Source organism: Thermoanaerobacter siderophilus SR4, from assembly GCF_000262445.1.
Taxonomy (GTDB): Bacteria; Bacillota; Thermoanaerobacteria; order Thermoanaerobacterales; family Thermoanaerobacteraceae; genus Thermoanaerobacter; species Thermoanaerobacter ethanolicus.
The window spans coordinates 2,116,874-2,132,438 of the sequence record NZ_CM001486.1 but is presented as its reverse complement, the minus strand read 5'-3'; the positions used below and the strand labels follow the sequence as shown (position 1 = coordinate 2,132,438).

Annotated in this window: 13 protein-coding genes, 1 rRNA gene, 2 pseudogenes, 1 riboswitch and 2 other annotated features; of the genes and pseudogenes, 6 read left to right on the top strand and 10 right to left on the bottom strand. The window is 36.3% G+C overall.

Annotated features, from left to right (window positions below):
- Positions 1–21: 21 nt before the first annotated feature.
- The 8 genes from coaBC to THESIDRAFT1_RS10380 form a co-directional block, all read right to left on the bottom strand.
- The gene (gene coaBC / locus THESIDRAFT1_RS10415) at positions 22–1,221 is read right to left on the bottom strand and encodes a bifunctional phosphopantothenoylcysteine decarboxylase/phosphopantothenate--cysteine ligase CoaBC (protein WP_006570362.1); all 1,200 of its coding nucleotides are present in this window, start codon (positions 1,219–1,221) and stop codon (positions 22–24) included.
- Between the two features lie 11 nt (positions 1,222–1,232).
- Entirely contained in the window at positions 1,233–1,445 is a 213-nt protein-coding gene (gene rpoZ, locus THESIDRAFT1_RS10410; protein ID WP_003869228.1) for a DNA-directed RNA polymerase subunit omega, read from the bottom strand.
- Positions 1,442–2,068 carry a guanylate kinase gene (gene gmk / locus THESIDRAFT1_RS10405; protein ID WP_006570361.1) on the bottom strand — a complete coding sequence of 209 codons (627 nt, stop codon included), beginning with the start codon at positions 2,066–2,068 and terminating at the stop codon, positions 1,442–1,444. The genes rpoZ and gmk overlap by 4 nt, the downstream gene beginning before the upstream one ends.
- Before the next feature lie 5 nt (positions 2,069–2,073).
- Complete coding sequence (gene remA / locus THESIDRAFT1_RS10400; RefSeq protein WP_003869230.1) at positions 2,074–2,367, bottom strand: extracellular matrix/biofilm regulator RemA; 294 nt, start codon at positions 2,365–2,367, stop codon at positions 2,074–2,076.
- Between the two features lie 12 nt (positions 2,368–2,379).
- Positions 2,380–3,252 (bottom strand): YicC/YloC family endoribonuclease, encoded by an 873-nt coding sequence (locus tag THESIDRAFT1_RS10395; protein ID WP_004396145.1) that lies wholly within the window; start codon positions 3,250–3,252, stop codon positions 2,380–2,382.
- A gap of 45 nt (positions 3,253–3,297) precedes the next feature.
- Positions 3,298–4,122 (bottom strand): diaminopimelate epimerase, encoded by an 825-nt coding sequence (gene dapF / locus THESIDRAFT1_RS10390; RefSeq protein ID WP_003869232.1) that lies wholly within the window; start codon positions 4,120–4,122, stop codon positions 3,298–3,300.
- A gap of 91 nt (positions 4,123–4,213) precedes the next feature.
- On the bottom strand, positions 4,214–5,344 hold the full coding sequence (locus THESIDRAFT1_RS10385; RefSeq protein ID WP_003871558.1) for an MFS transporter: 1,131 nt from the start codon (positions 5,342–5,344) through the stop codon (positions 4,214–4,216).
- A gap of 15 nt (positions 5,345–5,359) precedes the next feature.
- Complete coding sequence (locus THESIDRAFT1_RS10380) at positions 5,360–5,887, bottom strand: Chromate resistance protein ChrB (RefSeq protein ID WP_004396143.1); 528 nt, start codon at positions 5,885–5,887, stop codon at positions 5,360–5,362.
- Positions 5,888–6,085: 198 nt separating this feature from the next.
- On the opposite strand from THESIDRAFT1_RS10380, the pseudogene THESIDRAFT1_RS10375 reads away from it, so the two are divergent.
- Both THESIDRAFT1_RS10375 and ltrA read left to right on the top strand, forming a co-directional pair.
- Positions 6,086–7,797: pseudogene (locus THESIDRAFT1_RS10375) on the top strand (Rqc2 family fibronectin-binding protein).
- Between the two features lie 737 nt (positions 7,798–8,534).
- A pseudogene (gene ltrA, locus THESIDRAFT1_RS13335) lies at positions 8,535–9,955 on the top strand (group II intron reverse transcriptase/maturase).
- 63 nt (positions 9,956–10,018) lie between these two features.
- Here the strand turns inward: ltrA and thpR are convergent.
- Complete coding sequence (thpR, locus tag THESIDRAFT1_RS10350; RefSeq protein WP_006570359.1) at positions 10,019–10,579, bottom strand: RNA 2',3'-cyclic phosphodiesterase; 561 nt, start codon at positions 10,577–10,579, stop codon at positions 10,019–10,021.
- Between the two features lie 253 nt (positions 10,580–10,832).
- A riboswitch (SAM riboswitch) is annotated at positions 10,833–10,955 on the top strand.
- A 69-nt stretch (positions 10,956–11,024) separates the two neighbouring features.
- Between thpR and THESIDRAFT1_RS10345 the strand changes: the two genes are divergently transcribed.
- From THESIDRAFT1_RS10345 to THESIDRAFT1_RS10330, 4 genes are read left to right on the top strand one after another with little or no spacing between them, the layout of a single operon-like run.
- The gene (locus tag THESIDRAFT1_RS10345) at positions 11,025–12,059 is read left to right on the top strand and encodes a methionine ABC transporter ATP-binding protein (protein WP_003869562.1); all 1,035 of its coding nucleotides are present in this window, start codon (positions 11,025–11,027) and stop codon (positions 12,057–12,059) included.
- Entirely contained in the window at positions 12,052–12,705 is a 654-nt protein-coding gene (locus THESIDRAFT1_RS10340) for a methionine ABC transporter permease (RefSeq protein ID WP_003869563.1), read from the top strand. Before THESIDRAFT1_RS10345 ends, THESIDRAFT1_RS10340 begins: the two co-directional genes overlap by 8 nt.
- Before the next feature lie 35 nt (positions 12,706–12,740).
- On the top strand, positions 12,741–13,556 hold the full coding sequence (locus THESIDRAFT1_RS10335) for a MetQ/NlpA family ABC transporter substrate-binding protein (RefSeq protein ID WP_006570358.1): 816 nt from the start codon (positions 12,741–12,743) through the stop codon (positions 13,554–13,556).
- A gap of 16 nt (positions 13,557–13,572) precedes the next feature.
- Positions 13,573–14,223, top strand: coding sequence for an aspartate/glutamate racemase family protein (locus THESIDRAFT1_RS10330; RefSeq protein ID WP_003869565.1), 651 nt, complete (start codon positions 13,573–13,575; stop codon positions 14,221–14,223).
- Positions 14,224–14,328: 105 nt separating this feature from the next.
- Here the strand turns inward: THESIDRAFT1_RS10330 and rrf are convergent.
- Positions 14,329–14,437 (bottom strand): 5S ribosomal RNA (rrf, locus tag THESIDRAFT1_RS10325).
- Between the two features lie 44 nt (positions 14,438–14,481).
- Positions 14,482–15,350 (bottom strand) — a sequence feature (23S ribosomal RNA rRNA prediction is too short).
- Positions 15,351–15,390: 40 nt separating this feature from the next.
- Positions 15,391–15,565 (bottom strand) — a sequence feature (23S ribosomal RNA rRNA prediction is too short).

The window sequence follows — 15,565 nt, the reverse complement described above, 5'->3', positions numbered from 1 at the left end:
AATAAAAAAAGCCAAAAGGCCTTACAACAATTTAGCTATTTCATCTAATATCACATGAGAAGCTTCAATCTTTGTCATCAAAGGATACTCCTTTACGTTTAAATCTCTGTCTATGATTTTTATTATATTAGTGTCTACTTCAAAACCTGCTCCTTCTTGAGATACATCATTTGCAACTATTAAATCCATATTTTTCTCCTTTAACTTTCTTTTTGCATATTCTACTAAATTAGTAGTTTCAGCAGCAAAGCCTATCAAAATCTTGTTTCCTTTTTTCTGTCCTACTTCATACATTATGTCTGGATTTTTAACCAACTCAATAGTTAATTTCTCATCATCTTTTTTTATCTTTTCTTTTTTCATCTCTTTAGGTCTGTAGTCAGAAACAGCTGCAGCCCCTATGACAATGTCTACTTCATTAAGGTGCATCATGACAGCATTGTACATATCTACCGCTGTTTCTACAGGAATAAAAGTCACGTCTTTAGGTACCTCTATATAAGTAGGGCCAGAAACTAAAATCACTTGTGCCCCTCTTTCTACTAAAGCTTTTGCAATCTCATAGCCCATTTTACCCGAAGAGCGATTTGTAATGTATCTTACAGGGTCAAGAGGCTCTCGAGTAGGCCCTGCTGTTACTAATACCTTTTTCCCTTCAAAGTCTCTTTTTTTCTCATTGTCCAATAACTCTAAAATAGCTTTTTCAATCTCCTCTACATCAGCCAATCTTCCTGCGCCATAAGTCCCACAAGCAAGTCTTCCGGCAGCTGGCTCCACAAATAAAAAGCCATATTCTTTTAAAATTTTAATATTCTTTTGAGTTACAGGATTGGTATACATGTTTGTATTCATGGCGGGAGCAATTAATACAGGACTCTTTGTAGCAAGAATAGTAGTAGTTAACATATCGTCTGCAATGCCATGAGCAATCTTAGCAATAACATTTGCGGTTGCAGGAACTATTGCAAATACATCAGCTTTTTTTGCTAAAGAAATATGCTCAATTTCCCAATATTTCCTGTCTGTAAACATGTCAACAACTACTTTATTGTTAGTTAAAGCCTCAAAAGTGAGAGGGCTTATAAAATTTGTAGCTTCCTTTGTCATTATGACATCCACATTTATGTCTTTTTTTACTAGTCGAGATGTAAGGTCTGCAGCTTTATAAGCTGCTATACCTCCTGTAACCCCTAATATTACATTTTTTTTGCTTGTATTCATTTCAACACCCTCTATTTTATTCCATATTTTTGCGGTCTTTCATAAGTAATAAGTCCTTTATTTACTTCTTCTGTAGCAATTGTTACAGGTTTATCAGAATCTATGTCTACTAATTTAGTGTCACCAGCAATAAGCTGTCTTGCCCTTTTTGCAATTAAAGAACACAAAGTATATTTGCTATCCACTTTTTCCATTAAATCTACAATTGATGGATATAAAATCATACCAACTCCTCCTTGATTTCTAAGTACAAATCCTTATTTCTATCAACTCTGCATTTCTCTGCAATAATTATAGCTCTAATTTTTTCAACCGCTTCTTCTACACTATCATTTATAACTACATAATTGTACCTGGAAACATAGTTTAATTCCTCATAAGCACTTTTAAATCTTTTTATTATCTCCTCTTCTGTCTCTGTCCCCCGTTTTTTAATCCTATTTTTTAATTCTTCCATTGAAGGAGGCAATATGAAAATAAACACTCCTTCTGGAAACTTCTCTTTTATTTTTAAAGCTCCTTGAATATCTATCTCTAAAACTACATCATTTCCTTCTTCTAAATTTTTTAACACGAAATCCTTTGGTGTACCGTAGTAGTGGCCATATACCTTTGCCCATTCTAAAAAAGAATCATTTTCTATCATTTTCTCAAATTCCTCTTCCGATTTAAAAAAATAGTTTTTCCCTTCTATTTCCCCGCTTCTTGGCTGACGGGTGGTGGCAGATATACTCAATTTTAAATTTTTCTCTTTTTCCATCAAGGCTTTGCATATTGTTCCTTTTCCTGCCCCTGAAGGCCCAGAAAGCACAATAAGTAACCCTTTTTCTTTTTCGACAACACAAATTCCCCCTACTCTTCCTCTTCTTCTTCGTCTTCTTCTAAAGTGTCCTCTAATATCTCTTTATTTGAATTGAGACGATTAGCTACGGTCTCTGGTTGAACAGCAGAAAGTATTATGTGGTCACTATCAGTTATTATAACTGCTCTTGTTCTTCTACCATATGTAGCATCAATAAGCATACCTCTATTTTTTGCCTCTTGAATTATTCTTTTTATAGGTGCTGATTCTGGACTGACTATTGCCACCAATCTATTTGCCGAAATTATATTGCCAAAACCAATATTTATTAATTTAATCGACATACTTTTTCCTCCCTACTCAATATTTTGAACTTGTTCTCTAATTTTTTCAATCTCATTTTTCAAGTCAATGACTTTACTAGAAATTCTATAGTCTATTGACTTTGAAGCAATCGTATTAGCTTCACGATTCATCTCCTGAACTATAAAATCTAATTTTTTACCTACAGACCCTTCTTCTTCTAAAGAATCTTTAAATTGAATAATATGGCTTTTAAGCCTTGTTATTTCTTCAGCAATACATGACTTGTCAGCAATAATTGCTATTTCCATTGCCATCCTATTAGGGTCTATATCTACCCCCAATTCTTTTATACGCTGTTCCAATCTTTTTCTATAATCTTCTACCATTACAAAACTCAAATCTTCAATCTCTTTTACTATATCTGAAATTTTGTCTATCCTATTAACTACATCATCGTATAATTTTATACCTTCTTTGTTTCTCATGTCAATGAGGTTATTAATAGCTTCACTCAATGGCAGTTTTAATAACTCCCATATTTCTTCCAAATCCAGATCATCATTCTTTACTTTGATAACCTCCGGCAAATACACCAAATCACTTACCTTTATAAATCCTTCTAATTCAAATTTAGACTTTACATCAGTAAAAACTCTAAGATATTCTGACAAAAGATTCTCATCAATTTCTATAACATTAATACTTCTTTCATACACTTCAAAGCCAATATTTAATTCTATTCTCCCTCTCACAACATGCTGCGAAACAAATTCTCTTACTTTTTCTTCAAGTCCACTTAAAAGCTTATTCATTCTGCAATTTATGTCTAAAAATCTGTGGTTTAAAGATTTAATTTCCACAGTTATATAATAGCCTTTTTCCTTAATCTCACCTCTTCCATAACCGGTCATGCTTTTTATCATCATATCACCTTTTTCTTATTATAGTCAAATTCTCTCTGTATTAAACTAAAGCTCTATCTCGCCTCTAAAGACTTCTTCCACACTTCCTGATAAATAAATACTATTGTCCTCCAGCCATTCTACTAAAAGTTTTCCAGCTTTAAAATGGACATTGACATTTCGCTCCGTCTTACCTAAAACTGCTGAAGCTACTGCAGACGCACAGGCACCACTTCCACAAGCAAGAGTAAGCCCCACACCTCTTTCCCAAGTCCTTACAGAAATATTTTCTTTATCTTCTACTTTTACAAAATCTACATTTGTGCCTTGAGGGAAAAGGGAAGATTTTTCAATTTTAGGACCTAATTCTTTAATCATATTTTCATCTAAGGATTCTACAAAAACAATAGTATGAGGCACTCCTACCCTTAGAGAAGTTAATTTATAAACTTTCCCATCTATTTTTACTGGCTCATTTATAAATTTTTGCTTGTCACTTTTTATAGGTATTTTGCTAGCTTCAAAAATGGGATTGCCCATATAAACCTTTACACTTTCTACTTTCCCATTTTCTACAAAAACTTCTGGCATAATCACTCCCGCTAAGGTTTCCACTGCCATTTTCTCTTTTTTTACTATCCCTCTTTCATAAACATATTTTGCAAAACATCTAGAACCATTACCGCACATTTCTGCTTCGCTACCATCTGCATTAAAAATCCTCATCCTAATATCCGCAATTCCTGAAGGCTCAACAACTAAAAGACCATCCGCCCCTATACCAAAATGCCTATCACAAAGTTTAATAGCTAATTCACTATAATCTACATTTTCTAGAGCCTCAATTACTATAAAGTCATTTCCCAATCCATGCATTTTAGTAAATTTCACCTATATCACTCCATTTTCTAATCTTCAAGGATATTATAACACAAAAAAGGCTAATTTGGTTAGATATTTTAAGAAAATGTGAGGAAAACAATCATAAAACGATCATAAGGCCAATAGCAGCCAAAACTCCCATAATTCCGCCAAAATAAAAAGGTGCAGTTACTCCCAATGTATCCCAAAGTACTCCTGCTATAAAAGAAGCCGGTAAAAGGCCAATGCCTGTAAAAGTAGCATGAAGCCCTATAACTGTACCTTTTAAATGAGGTGGAGAAATTTCCGCTACTAAAGCCTTTTCAACACCCTCAGTCAAAGCGATGTACAAACCATAAACAGAAAATAATATCCACATAGCACTTTTAAAGCCAAAAACAGCAAATCCTAAATACACTATTCCATAAAAGAAATAACCCATAATGAGAAGCTTTTTTCTCCCTATCTTATCAGATAATCTTCCCATTGGATATGAAAATATCATGTAAACAATATTATACACCAAGTACAAAAGTATAACATCCGAATCACTAAAGCCCACACTTTTTGCTCTCAAAAGTAAAAACTGATTAGAAGAATTACCTAAGGCAAAAATTAAAATAACTATTAAAAACATTTGAAGACGTCTATCAAGACTTTTCCAAGAAAATGAAAGTTTTTTTGAAAGTTCATGTTTTACTGTGCTTTCCTTAGCAAAAAACAGCACAATAACTCCTAAAAAAGCTGGTATTAGAGAATACATAAAAACTGCTTTATAATCTCCTTTATAAGAAGTCAAAAAATAATACGCTAAAGCAATTCCAATCGTTGCGCCTAAAGTATCCAATGCTCTATGAAGTCCATATGCTCTCCCAATGTTTTCTTTATCTACAGCTTCAGCGATCAAAGCATCTCTTGGAGCTGTTCGTATTCCTTTTCCAAACCTGTCAGCAGTTCTACCCCAAAAAACCCATCCCCATGAAGTAGCAAAATACAAAAACATTTTTCCTATAGTAGAAAAAGAATATCCAGCTATAGCTAAAGGTTTTCTTTTACCTACTTTATCAGATATGTACCCTGAAAAAACCTTAAGTATACTAGCTAGACTTTCCGCAAACCCTTCAATAATCCCTACTATTGCCGGGCTTGCCCCAAGTCGAGAAGTGAGAAAAAGTGGAATCAAAGGATATACCATTTCAGTAGATATATCTGTAAGAAGACTTGTCAACCCCAAAATAATTACATTTAACAATTAAAATGCCTCCCTTCACTCTTTATTATTTTCATAAACCAATGAAGCAAAATATTCAAAGTCTCGACTGGCTTTTTCTAATAATTCCTTAACCTCTTTTTTCATTTCACACTCAAACACATCTCTTTGGGCTACTTTTTCAAACCACTTATATAACTTATTCAACTCATCTTCATTTTCCTCTAATTCTGCAAAAGTAAAATTTTTTCTTGCTATCTCTTTTTCAATCTCTTTAAAAAACTCTTCACATTGTTCCTTTATTTCACTATATTCTTCCCTCCTTTGATGATTAAATTGTTCTATCACATCCTTCTCTATTTCTTCATCAAGGGCCACTACTTCAAAGGCTTTAAAATCTCCTCCAAAGCCTTTAATTTCATCCTTTAACTTTTCTATTTCTTTTACAAGCCTTTCCATGTAAGGCACAATACATACAGACTGTTGTAAATACAAAGCGCCAATTTTTTTTATTCTTCTCCATATAGTAACCCTAGCTGTTGACGAATCACTTGGGACCTTATACACAAAAAGTAACCACTTCAACTTTCCACCTCCTCTATCTTTCTTTCTCTTGCTTTTCAATTTTCTACTTATGGCAATTAAACTTTAATTCCTATTTTTACATCTTGTTTTATTGTAACAAATGTTACAACTAAAATCAACACAATCAATTTTTCACTATTAAACCCTTCGATTTCATGGTATACTTTTTATATACAATAAAATCTGGAGGTTATAACTATGGCTTTGGACGGTATAACTTTACATGCAATAACAAAAGAATTAAAAGAAGAAATTATTGGTGGAAGAATTGATAAAATATATCAACCTGAAAAAGAAGAATTAATCTTTATAATACGAAATAAAGGTAAAAACTATAAACTGCTATTGTCTGCTAATGCAAATTATCCAAGAATATATCTTACAGAAGAAAATAAAGAAAATCCTGCTGAGCCTCCAATGTTTTGCATGCTTTTGAGAAAATTTCTTCAAAGCGGCAGGATAATAGATATAAAACAAGTAGAATTTGACAGAATAGTAAAAATCGATATAGAAACAAAAGATGAATTAGAAAATCAAACAATTAAAACTCTAATTATTGAAATAATGGGAAAACACAGCAATATCATATTAATTGACAAAGCTACTCAAACGATAATAGATAGCATAAAAAGAGTATATTCCGATATGAGTAAAGTAAGAGAAGTACTACCTGGGAGGCAATATGTCTGCCCACCACTGCAAGAAAAGTTAAATATAAATAATCTTTCGTTACCTTCTTTTAAAGAAGCTGTTAACAACTACAAATCAAAAAAAATTGAAAAAGCCTTAATAGATATTCTACAAGGATTTAGCCCCACTTTAGCAAGAGAAGTTGCTTTTAGATGTAATGTATCTGACAGATTTGTAGAATCAATAGAAGATGAGCAAATTGAAAATCTATATCAAAACATAAAAAAAATATATGAAGATGTTTTAAGCTTAAATTTAAAACCTTGCATTGCCTTTCAGGAAAATGAAGTAATTGACTTTTCTTGTATTGATTTATCTCAATATATTACAAAAACTTTTTTCCCTACAGTGAACCAAGCTGCTTGTAAATTTTTCAGTGAAAAAGCAAATATAGTAAATTTGCAAGCAAGGTCCTCGGATTTAAGAAAAATCATCAACAACAATTTAGAAAAACTTTATAACAAATTAGATAAACTTCAACAAGAATTAAACGAAGCAAAAAATGCTGACACTTTTAGACTTTACGGCGAACTTATAACAGCAAATATGCACCTTCTAAAAAAAGGAATGGAAAGCTTCAAAACCATGAACTATTACACTGGCGAAGAAATTGAAATACCCATTGACAAAAAATATTCCCCTTCAGAAAATGCCCAAAGATACTTTAAAAAATACAGCAAGTTAAAAAATGCCAATAAAATAATAGAAAAACAAATATCCGATACTCTTGAGGAAATAACTTATTTAGAAGGTCAACTAGTGAACTTGGAAAATTGTACATTACCATCAGAAATAGAGGAAATAAAAAATGAACTGTCTGAACAAGGGTATATACATAAGCAGCAAAAGAAAAAATATCACGGCAAACTCTTTCTCAACCATTGCATGTAGTATCTTCAGACGGTTTCGACATATATATAGGGAAAAACAACACTCAAAACGATTATCTAACGTTAAAATTCGCAAATCCTAACGATATATGGCTTCACACAAAAGACATACCAGGGTCCCACGTCATAATAAAGACAAATAACAAATCTGTGCCTGAAACAACTCTTATTGAAGCTGCAAAATTAGCCGCCAAATATAGCAAAGCGAAAAATTCTTCAAATGTACCTGTTGATTATACCTTAAAAAAATACGTAAAAAAACCTTCTGGCGCAAAACCAGGTTTTGTAATATATACAAACCAAAAGACCCTTTATGTAAATCCAGAGTAAGATGCTTTTTAGGCATCTTACAGTTTGTTGATAAAGTTAAAAAATTTTCAAAGGAAATATTTTGCATCGTCGCTCCGATGTTCCAAAGCGACAAAACTAAAGCTCGACCTTCAGGCTCCGGCAGGGTACCGAGCACAATCGGCATCCATGCCTTAAGGTGCCCGCCTCCGCCATCCATGGCTTCGGCCCTGCCTCCACCCTCGGTCTTGCTAAGTTTTGTTATCGCTTTGTAACAAGTCACTCCTTATGCAAAATATCTCCTTTACGACAGTTTGTCTACAGTCCGTAAGATGCTTTTTAGGCATCTTATTTCTTATGTGCGCCCGGCATGGGCGATAACTAGGCGGTGAAAGTCCGCTGTGGGCTTGGTAGTGGGAACCACTAGCCAAGAGCAAGGGTGTCCATCGTGAGGTGGAATCTGAAGGAAGCTTAAGGCAAAATCTCGGTCTGATGAACAAGAACCAGATAAGAGGCTGAATTGGGATGGATGAGTTTGCGTAACAAAACGAAGTCCAACACTACCCGAATCCCATACAGTAAATCTGGCAGATATATGAGATGAAAGTTATCGTTCTTACCCGGGGAGGTCTCAAGGATAAGTCATGGAAGTAAAATCTGAAGTGACAACCCATGCAGTGATGTATGGCTGAACCTTGAGAAGTCAGCAGAGGTCATAGTACTTATCTAGACATGAATAGATAAGGAAGGACCGAACGTTAGGAGGTTTTGGAAATCTTATGGACTCGAAAGATATGCAGAGACTGCAGACAACTCAACAAAGAGGCTATCCGTTGAATAGAGAAATGGAATTTCAAAAGACAACGGAAGTGCTTAGTATATCATCGGCGTCGGAAGATGGAAGAAACGAGGTACAAAGATTTTCCCGGCAAGATGCTTGAAAATGATAGTTAAAACGAAGGGAACTTGGAAGCAGCATACAAGCGCGTTGTTGCAAATAAAGGAAGCCATGGAGTCGATGGGATGGAAGTAGATGAACTTCTACCGTATCTCAAAGAAAACTGGCCGACCATAAAACAACAACTGCTGGAGGGGAAATACAAACCACAACCAGTGCGAAGAGTAGAAATTCCCAAACCAGATGGAGGAGTAAGACTACTAGGAATACCTACAGCACTAGATAGACTAATACAACAAGCAATAGCCCAAATACTGAATAAAGTCTACAACCATACATTTTCAGATAGCAGTTATGGATTCAGACCAGGACGCAGTGCAAAAGACGCAATAAAAGCCGCAGAAGCATACATAAATGAAGGATACACATGGGTTGTAGATATGGACTTAGAAAAAGTTCTTTGACAGAGTAAAACCACGACATAATAAATGTCCAAACTAGAAAAGCGGATAGGAGATAAAAGGGTACTAAAGTTAATACGAAAGATACCTAGAATCAGGAGTAATGATAAACGGAATCAAAGTATCAACAGAAGAAGGGACACCCCAAGGAGGGCCTTTAAGTCCTCTATTAGCAAAACATAATGTTGGACGAACTAGACAAAGAACTTGAGAAACGAGGGCATAAATTCTGCCGATATGCAGATGACTGCAACATATATGTAAAAAGCAGGTCTGCAGGAAACAGAGTAATGAAGAGCATAAAGAAATTCATAGAAAGCAAATTAAACTAAAAGTCAACGAAGCAAAAAGTGCTGTAGATAGACCATGGAGAAGAAAATTTCTTGGATTTTCATTCTACACAAAAGAAAACGAAGTAAGAATAAGAATCCATGAAAAATCCATCAAAAGGTTTAAGGAAAAAGTAAGAGAAATAACCAATCGGAACAAGGGAATAAGCATGGAAAACAGAATAAAAAGACTAAATCAAATAACAACAGGATGGGTCAACTATTTTGGGTTAGCAGACGCGAAAAGCATAATGAAAACCCTTGACGAATGGATAAGGCGAAGACTAAGGGCATGTATATGGAAACAATGGAAGAAGATAAAAACGAAGCATGATAACTTAGTAAAACTAGGAGTAGAAGAACAAAAAGCCTGGGAATACGCCAATACAAGGAAAGGCTACTGGAGAATATCCAATAGCCCAATCCTAAATAAGACTCTTACAAATAAATACTTTGAAAGCATAGGTTATAGGAGTTTATCCCAAAGATATCTAATTGTACACAATTCCTAATGAACCGCCGTATACCGAACGGTACGTACGGTGGTGTGAGAGGACGCTGAATAAAATAATTATTCAGCTCCTACTCGATTTTAAAGGCACACTAAATATAGGAATATATTTTCTTCTATTTTCTTGTATAACGCTCTCATACAAAAAAATTGTATCTACTAAAATAGCCTCTTTCTCTTGTTTTTCAAAAAGATTATTTACTTCTTCTATTCCAATGTTTAAACGTATATCTCTTGCAATAGTAATGTGAGAAGTAAATTTTCTTTCATCTTTTGCAAATCCTATTTTATATAATTCTTTATCTATATTGTGATGCAATTTATTAAGAAAGGAATTTTCTTCTGTACCTACCCACAATACTCGCATATCGCCATTTCCCTTAAAAAATCCTACTTTGTCAAATTTTATATAAAAGGGACTAATATCTTTTACTGCTACTTCAAGAGAGTCTTTTATTTTCATTACACTTTCTGTTTCTATTTCCCCTAGAAATTTTAAAGTAATATGGAAATTATCTTTATGAGTCCATCTTCCTTTTATCGTATAATTTTTTAACTCTTCCTGAAAACTTGATAATTTCCCTATTGATTTTTCATCTAAATCAATTCCAATAAACGTTCTCATAGCATTCCTCCTTTTTTCTATTTCCATGGAAATAATTGTATTAAAACTTTCATTGTCCTCCTCAAAATTATAGCAAATAGAAGCAAAAAAAATCCATCTCAAATAGACTATTGCTATATTTTTCTTGTCTCTGTTTCTGTTAGCTTTATGATTTTTTAAATAACTTACATCATGACTTTTTTAACCTATTGACAAAAGTTTATGTTGATGTTATTATCTAATTAAATTGCTGAAGTGAATAATAAAATAAAAACTCTTATCGAGAGCAGGTGGAGGGACTGGCCCGATGAAACCCGGCAACCGGTGGCCGAAAGTTTTAAACATGCGGCTGCACGGTGCTAATTCCTGCAGAACGTTGAGTTCTGGCAGATAAGAGGATTTAAAAACCTCTTCGTACTGTCAGAAGAGGATTTTTTATTTTTATTTTGGGAAAGGAGGCTTTTCTTTGATCTATATTAGAAATCTTACAAAAGTTTATCATTCAGCTTCAGGAAATGTTAGGGCTTTGGAAGACGTCAACCTCAACATAGAAAAAGGCGATATTTTTGGAATTATAGGTCTGAGCGGTGCTGGAAAGAGTACTCTCCTGCGCTGCATAAATATGCTCGAAAAGCCAACTTCCGGTTCAATTGAGATAGATGGTGTTGAAATGACTCGGCTTTCTCCCTCTGAATTAAAAGAAATGCGAAAAAAAATAGGCATGATATTCCAGCATTTTAATCTGTTATCATCCAGAACTGTCAGAGGCAATGTGGCTTTTCCTTTGGAGATTGCCGGGCTGGACAAAAGGACAATCGATAAAAAAGTAGAAAATCTTTTAGAGCTCGTGGGGCTTTCCGACAAGGCCGACAACTATCCTTCTCAGCTTTCAGGCGGTCAAAAACAGCGGGTAGGCATAGCACGAGCCCTGGCTAATGATCCGAAAGTTCTTCTTTGTGACGAGCCTACTTCAGCGCTGGATCCAGAAACAACTCTTTCTATTTTAAATCTTTTAAAAGATATAAATAGGGAGCTGGGAATCACCATAGTTCTCATAACTCATGAAATGAATGTCATTAAACAAATTTGCAATAAAGTAGCAGTTATTGAAAAAAGTCGTGTGGTAGAACAGGGACCTCTTATTGAAGTATTTAAAAAACCTCAAACAGAAACCGCACGAAATTTTTTAAAATCTGTAACTTTATCAGAAATACCTAAGGAATTAAAAGATAGGATTGAAAACTTGTCCCACGAACACTTGGAAGGCAAAATTATTAAAATTGCCTTTTTCGGCGAAATTACAACAGAACCTGTCATATCAAGCATTATAAGAAAATTTGATGTTGACACCAATATTCTCTATGGAAACATTGACCACATCCAGGGTATGCCCTACGGTACTCTTATAGTTGAGCTAAGAGGCAAAAACGGTGAAACAGACGCTGCTTTAAAATATCTAAAAGATTTGGGACTCGACGTGGAGGTGATTGAAAATGTCTGAAACTATAAACTTATTGCTGGTCGGAACGTGGCAAACTATATACATGGTAGTGGTATCAACGCTCATAGCAACAATTTTTGGTGTACCACTTGGTGTGCTGTTAATGGTAACTGACAAAGATCAGATACTGCATAACGAACCTTTAAACAAAATACTAGGTACTATTGTAAATATTTTCCGTTCTGTACCCTTTGTAATACTTTTAATTGTACTTATACCTTTCACCCGGTTGCTTGTAGGAAAAGCTATAGGAACCACTGCTGCTATTGTTCCACTTTCTGTAGCAGCTATCCCTTTTATGGGAAGGCTTACCGAAACAGCATTGAGAGAGGTAGACCGCGGTGTCATTGAAGCAGCCCAGTCTATGGGAGCTTCGCCTTTTCAAATTATAACTAAGGTGTTAATCCCTGAGGCTCTACCTTCCATAGCAGCAGGGGTTACTATAACTACTATAAATTTAGTAGGATATTCTGCAATGGCAGGTGTTATAGGAGGTGGTGGGCTAGGAGATTTAGCAGTAAGATATGGATATCAGCGATTTATGCTCGACATTATGCTTTATACCGTAGCAATTTTGGTAGCTATGGTACAACTAATTCAATTTCTAGGAGATATATTAGTAAAACATCTGTCAAGGAACCGGTAAATTATATTTAAAAAGGAGGAAATTAAAGTGAAAAAATTTTAACCGTAGTTTTACTATTTAGTCTTATAACACTTTTTATCTCAGGATGTGGAGCAAAACAAACATCCCAATCCCAAACACAGGACACATCAAAGATAACCATCAAAGTAGGAGCTACTCCAGTGCCCCACGCCCAAATTTTAAACGTCGTAAAACCTATACTTGCGAAAGAGGGAATTAATTTAGAAATTGTAGAGTTTACAGATTATGTGCAACCTAATCTAAAACTTGCTGAAAAAGAATTAGATGCTAATTACTTTCAGCATATTCCTTATCTTGAAGACTTTTTAAAGGAACATAATCTCAATTTAACATACATTGCTAAAGTTCATATCGAACCTATGGGAATATACTCACAAAAAATTAAAAATCTCAGTGAATTAAAAGAAGGTGCTACTATTGCCATACCAAATGATGCTACCAATGGCGGAAGAGCTTTGCTACTGCTGCAATCAGCTGGAATAATAAAATTAAAACCAGATGCAGGTATTAAAGCAACAGTAAATGACATTGTCGAAAATCCTAAAAAAATTAAGATTTCCGAGTTGGAAGCAGCTACTCTGCCAAGAGTATTATCAGATGTAGACGCAGCAGTAATAAATACCAACTATGCGTTGGAAGCTGGACTTGTACCCACTAAGGATGCTCTCTTTATCGAATCAGCAAATTCCCCTTATGTCAATGTACTGGTAGTTCGCAAAGGTGATGAATCAAGGCCTGAACTTAAGAAGTTAGCCGAAGCCTTAAATTCTCCAGAAGTTAAAAAATTTATCGAGGACAATTATAAAGGTGCCGTAGTACCTGCTTTCTAAACAGGAGGCGATCTTATTGTCACAATCTCATAAAATTATTGGGGTTATCGCTGGTACTCCAGTAGATACTCAAATGGGAGTTGATTTTGTGAAAAAAAACGGGATTGAAGCATTGGGAATTTCCACGGCTTCAACCCCGGATGAACAAAACATCCTCCAATTTTTAAAACCTGATGTCCTCACACAAAAAGTAATCTCTATCATCGGGGATTTTAAAAAAGAAAACATAAAGAAGATAATGATTTACTGCAATTCTCTTTCAGCTGCAATAGACCTTGAACTCGTAAAACAAAAATACCCAGATACTAATATTGTAACACCTCTTCAAGTATACCATAGTGTAGCTTCAAAGTACAATCGGCTGGTAATTTGGGCTGCTAATAGTCAATCCTTAGAGGCCATAGAAAAGATATTTTATGAAAATAACCCGTTAGTTCAAATTATCGGAATAACTATGCTTCCTATAATAAGGGCAATTGAAAATTTTGAAATTCCAGAAGTTATCATCGAGAAATTTAGTCTCGCTGATTTAGTACCTAAAAATTTTAATGCAGATGGTATAGTACTAGGTTGCACCCACTTACCTTATTTGAAAGAAAAGCTTGCAGAAAAATTAAATATGCATATTATTGACCCTGCAGAAGAAATGCTACTTGAACTCCTTTAGTTAAACTAATTGCAGTTACTAATTCCACCACATAAAAAACAAAAACTAGAAAAGAGGTAGTCCATTTTAAAAACAGACTACCTCTTTTAAATATGTATAAAATTTTACCGGCAGCGACCTACTCTCCCGCGAAAGCAGTACCATCGGCGCTGGAGGGCTTAACTTCCGTGTTCGGAATGGGAACGGGTGTTTCCCCTCCGCTATCGCCACCGGAAATCTAGACCCTCAAAACTGCACAAAGCCTTCTCGGTCAAGTCCTCGACTGATTAGTACCGGTCAGCTAAGAGTGTTTCCACTCTTACACCCCCGGCCTATCTACCTCGTGGTCTTCGAGGTGTCTTACCCCTCTCGGGTGGGAAACCTAATCTTGAGGCGGGCTTCACGCTTAGATGCTTTCAGCGTTTATCCCCTCCGAACTTGGCTACCCAGCTGTGCACCTGGCGGTGCAACTGGTACACCATCGGTTCGTCCACCCCGGTCCTCTCGTACTAGGGGCAGTGCCTCTCAAGTTTCCTTCGCCCGCGACGGATAGGGACCGAACTGTCTCACGACGTTCTGAACCCAGCTCGCGTACCGCTTTAATGGGCGAACAGCCCAACCCTTGGGACCTACTTCAGCCCCAGGATGCGATGAGCCGACATCGAGGTGCCAAACCTCCCCGTCGATGTGGACTCTTGGGGGAGATCAGCCTGTTATCCCCGGGGTAGCTTTTATCCGTTGAGCGACGGCGTTCCCACTCACTGCCGCCGGATCACTAAGCCCGACTTTCGTCCCTGCTCGAGATGTCTCTCTCGCAGTCAGGCTACCTTCTGCCTTTGCACTCTCTCGCGCGATTCCCGTCCGCGCTGAGGTAACCTTTGGGCGCCTCCGTTACCCTTTAGGAGGCGACCGCCCCAGTCAAACTGCCCACCTGCCATTGTCCCTACGCCGGTTCCACGGCTATAGGTTAGAATTCCGGTAATCCCAGGGTGGTATCCCAACGCCGACTCCAGTAAGGCTGGCGCCCTACCTTCTCCGTCTCCCACCTATCCTGTACAAGAATTACCAAAATCCAGTGACAGGCTACAGTAAAGCTCCACGGGGTCTTTCTGTCCAATCGCGGGTAACTCGCATCTTCACGAGTACTACAATTTCACCGGGCCCCTCATCAAGACAGCGCCCAAGTCGTTACGCCTTTCGTGCGGGTCGGAACTTACCCGACAAGGAATTTCGCTACCTTAGGACCGTTATAGTTACGGCCGCCGTTCACTGGGGCTTCGGTTCAGTGCTCTCACACTTCCCCTAACCTTCCAGCACCGGGCAGGCGTCAGCCCCTATACTTCGTCTTCCGACTTAGCAGAGA